Origin of the sequence: Paracoccus sp. Z118 (assembly GCF_019061185.1) — a bacterium.
Taxonomy (GTDB): domain Bacteria; phylum Pseudomonadota; class Alphaproteobacteria; order Rhodobacterales; family Rhodobacteraceae; genus Paracoccus.
Window position 1 is genome coordinate 1 of record NZ_JAHQZU010000064.1, and the last position, 3,951, is coordinate 3,951.

2 protein-coding genes and 1 pseudogene are annotated in these 3,951 nt (G+C 64.0%); all 3 read right to left on the minus strand.

Features of this window, described 5'->3' with window-relative positions; translation table 11 throughout:
• On the minus strand, positions 1-2,193 hold a 2,193-nt coding region (locus KTN05_RS17250), incomplete at its 3' end, for an Hsp70 family protein (protein ID WP_217330607.1).
• A complete protein-coding gene (locus KTN05_RS18325; RefSeq protein WP_371823403.1) occupies positions 2,093-3,442 on the minus strand; it encodes an AAA domain-containing protein in 1,350 nt (449 codons plus the stop codon). The genes KTN05_RS17250 and KTN05_RS18325, both read right to left, overlap by 101 nt.
• Positions 3,443-3,448: 6 nt before the next feature.
• A pseudogene (locus KTN05_RS18495) lies at positions 3,449-3,643 on the minus strand (DUF4011 domain-containing protein); the annotation flags it as partial.
• Between the last annotated feature and the right edge of the window lie 308 nt (positions 3,644-3,951).

Sequence of the window (3,951 nt, forward strand, 5' to 3'; positions counted from 1 at the left end):
CGCTGCGCTACGCCGGGGCTCCGCGCGCGGCCTCCTACACCAACCGCTGGGACACTGCCCGCTTCGTCGGACCAGATCGAACCTTTCTTCAGTTTGATCGATCTCACTTTGCAAGAGTGCGGCGCGGTTTTCGGGACGATGGGCAAGTTCGGCAAAGTCGCAGCGAATCCGCCGCAGCTCTTCTGCGACACCGCGGTTGGTTTCCGCATCCACCGTCGTGGCCAGAATTGCGCCCTGCTCCTCGATACGCCGTTCCAGTTCGCGCCGTTGCGATTGAGAATCCGCGCTGAGCAGGCTTTCGGACACTGCAACCTCCTGCGAAACGGTTTCGAGAATCGAATGCACCAGGTCATACCCCTCGCGCCCATCGAAATTTTCGGCCGCAGCCCCGGGGACATAGAAGTTTTCCGCCTCGATGGTCCGGCCGATGGCGGGGACCTCGACCGTGAAGTGGATTAGGCCGCTGTCCTGCACCTTGCAGTGCAGGATCAGCTCGGATTTTGCCGGAATGAAGTCTTGGGTATCGAGATGTCGTTCGGGGTCGAGCAGGAAGATACCGATCGGTAGCGCCAGGCGCGGCTCGGCAACGCTCGCGGTTTGTTGGAATAATTCGACACGGATCGGCTCGCCTGAACCGGGCCGCAAGGTCCGGCCGGTGCGGACCCGGCTGGAGCCCTCCGCCGGCAGCGGCACACCTTTGGGAATAATGGTGGTTAGGGTGTTGCGTGTCTCGTTGACCGTGCCATCCTGGACCTTGACGGCAAGTGCAAACGACATTGGGATGCCACGCGCCGCCGCTGCATGGCGTTCAACGTCGAACCTGTCGAGGATGCCCGGCAGCTGGCGTCCAGTATCATCCGTCACGCGCACGGCGAACCCATTGCGCCCAAGCCGTGCCAGCCGCAGGTCCAGCTTTACCGTGCCGTCCAGCGGCACCTTTCCGGTGCTGACTCCGTCACTGTCCACGATCTCAAGGAGATGTCCGGGGGCGCTGCATCTGGCGCGGATCACAAAGTTCTCCTCGACGCTCGACGCCGGATAATCGAGGTCGAGTTTGACGGCCTCTCCGCTCTGAGCTAGCTGACGGCTCTGCCGCGCGGTGCTGCCCTCGACCTTGTTCCAATCTCGGCCGGCCGCGAAAATCGCGGCGCCCTGCGCGACGGCGGTCATTGGATCCAGGTTAGGCTCGGCTGCCACCCCCAACTCGTGCGGCACCATGTCCCGAATGATCGGCATCTTGGACGGACCGCCGATTAGGACGACGCGGGCAAGATCATCCGGCGCCATGTTGTTGCGTTCCAACATCGACCGGCATAGTGCGACCGTTTCGGCGATCCGTCCTTCGAACAGCGTCTCGATCCTAGTTCTGGCGAGATCGATGGACAGGTAGATGTCCTGCCCCTCGGCGTCCGGCGTCCTCACCTCGTCATCGGCCGCGTGGACCAGCGTCGTCTGCATCGTCGCCAGGTCGATTTTGGCGCGCTCAACCGCGTGCCGGGCGACACCGTTCAGCCGGCGGTATTCGGGACGGGTCTGATAGTCCGGCGGAAGGGCGAAGTTCTCAAGCAGCCATTCCTTGACGAGATGGTCATAGATCAGTCGGTCGAAGTCCCGGCCGCCCAGCATGTTTACGCCCTCATGGGCAACCACGGTGACGACGCCGCCGCTCGACTGCACCAGCGCCGCGTCGAACGTGCCGCCGCCGATGTCGTAGATCAGAAAGTTGCCACTAGTTTCCCGGCTGTTGGCGACAGAGGCCAAGGCCGCCGCGACCGGTTCCTGCAGCAACGAAACGCGGTCCATCCCGGCAAGTCGCGCCGCCCGGAATGTCGCTTCGGACTGCATCTGGTTGAAGGCCGCGGGCGTCGTGATGATGGCGCCTTCCAGGTTGAAATCACCCGCCTCGGTCCGGGCCTGCGCTTGCAGGGTGCGCAGGATCTCGGCGCTGCATTCCTCGGGCGACCAGTCCAGCGGGCCGAACTTGACGCGGCTGCTCGTGCCCATGAGCCGCTTGAACCCTTGCGCGACCGCATCAGGCGAGATCAGCGACCGATCAAATGCTTTGCCGCCGACGAAACGGTGGCCCCGCTGGTCAGAGTAGATGGCACTGGGCAACACGTCGGTGCCCTCGGCGGTCTTGAAGAGGCGCGTGACGCCATCCACGTTCCCGACGATCAGCCGAGTAATCGTCATCGAAGAACCGCTCGGAACTTGGCTGAACCGCGCGCAACGGCGACGGTGCCGATGACGCGCCGACCGCCTTGTCGGCGAAGAGAAGCGCGCGTTCCTCGACAGATTCCTGCCTTTCCCCGGTATCCGTGTGCTGCGCACCGGGCGCAGGTGCGGGCCTGCCTGCCGTTTCGTCCGAAAAGGGCGCCGCCTCCTCGACGGCATCCTGGCGAGCATCCTCTTCAGCCCTGCGTTCCCGGTCGGTTTCCAGGAGGGCTCGCAGGTGGCCGTCGATGCGCGAGATGGTGGCTACTGGCGCGCGGAACCAGTCCGTCGACCAGATCCGCAGGATCTTCCAGCCCAGCCCTTCCAAGACAGCCTGACGGATCCGGTCACGATCACGCGCCGTGGCCGAGGAATGATAACGCGCTCCGTCACACTCCACCCCCGCGAGCCAGACGCCTGCGTGATCGGGATGCCGCACGCCCAAGTCGATTTGGAAGCCCGACACGCCGATCTGGCTGTGGACCTCCCACCCTTTAGCGGCCAATGCATCGCGCACCGCCTCCTCGAACGGCGACTCGGCGGGTCCAGCTGATCCGTTGTCCTGCGCGGCGAGGGCAACCGGACCGCGGTTCGCGAAGTCCAGGAAGGCCTTGAGGTCCGCCACTCCGCGCGCGCGCGTTCTTGTGGTGTCGATCTGGTCGGCGGTGATCGAGGCGAACCCGTGGCGTTCCAGCCGCCGATGCACCACATCTAGCGCCGCGGATTTTTCCGCCACGAACAACACCGTGCGGCCCCGGCCAAGCTGGTCGGCAATGATGTTGGTGATGGTCTGGCTCTTGCCGGTGCCCGGCGGGCCGATCAGCACGAAGTCGCGCCCCTGTGCCGCGGCCAACACGGCGGCCAGTTGAGAACTGTCGGCGGGCAGCGGCGCCAGCAGATCGCCTGGTGCATGCTTGCGGTCGATGTCCGCTGGATGCGGCATAGGCGTCCTGGCACCCTCGAATGCCTCGGTCGGATTGTTCACGAGATGGGCAACAAGGCGGCTTTCGCGCAGGCTGTCGGTGCGATCAACCAGATCCTTCCACATCAGGTATTTCGCGAAGGAGAAGGTCGAGAGCGCGCATTCCTCGACAACCTCGAAGCCCGCCACGTCGCGCACCCGCTGACGCAGGATTTCCATGATATGGGGAATGTCGAGACCGCTTTCGTCGCGGGGAAGATCCCCCTCCAGATCGGGGATGCGCAGTTCGAAATCGCGCTTGAGCATCTCCAGCGGCGTGGAGTTGATCCGCACCTCGTCCTCGAGTTGGCTCAGCCGGTATTCCGATTGCGCCAAGCGGCGATCAAGCTTGACCGGCAAAAGCAGCAGCGGGGCACGATAAGACCGGCTGTCGCCCTCTGATCGTGTCCAGCGCAGGAAACCGACCGCCAGGAACAGCGTGTTGGTGCCGCCCTCGGCCATGTCGCTGCGCGCCTTGTGCCTTGCCCCGCTGCCATAGACCGCTTTACGCCCTTCATGTTAAATGTATCCAAGGCCGAAGTTTTCGCCCTGCACCTGCAGCGAACGGCAGGAAGGGTCCCGCAAGGCGGACGTCGGACGCAAATGGGCTTTTCCTAATCGGCTAACGTCTGCTTTGAGGAGGCGGCATTGCAGCATTTTCGCTTGCTGATCGTCCGCAAAGGGCCGAAATCGCCGGGTGCAGCCCTCAGGCCGCTTGATCCCGCAGGGCCTCATAAAGACGTCCCGGTCCCATTAGCGCCGCCTTGAGCCCATCC

Bases quoted from the DNA above. Each gene is read 5' to 3' on its own strand.
- KTN05_RS18325 (WP_371823403.1), bottom strand. From the start codon at position 3,442: ATGCTCAAGCGCGATTTCGAACTGCGCATCCCCGATCTGGAGGGGGAT.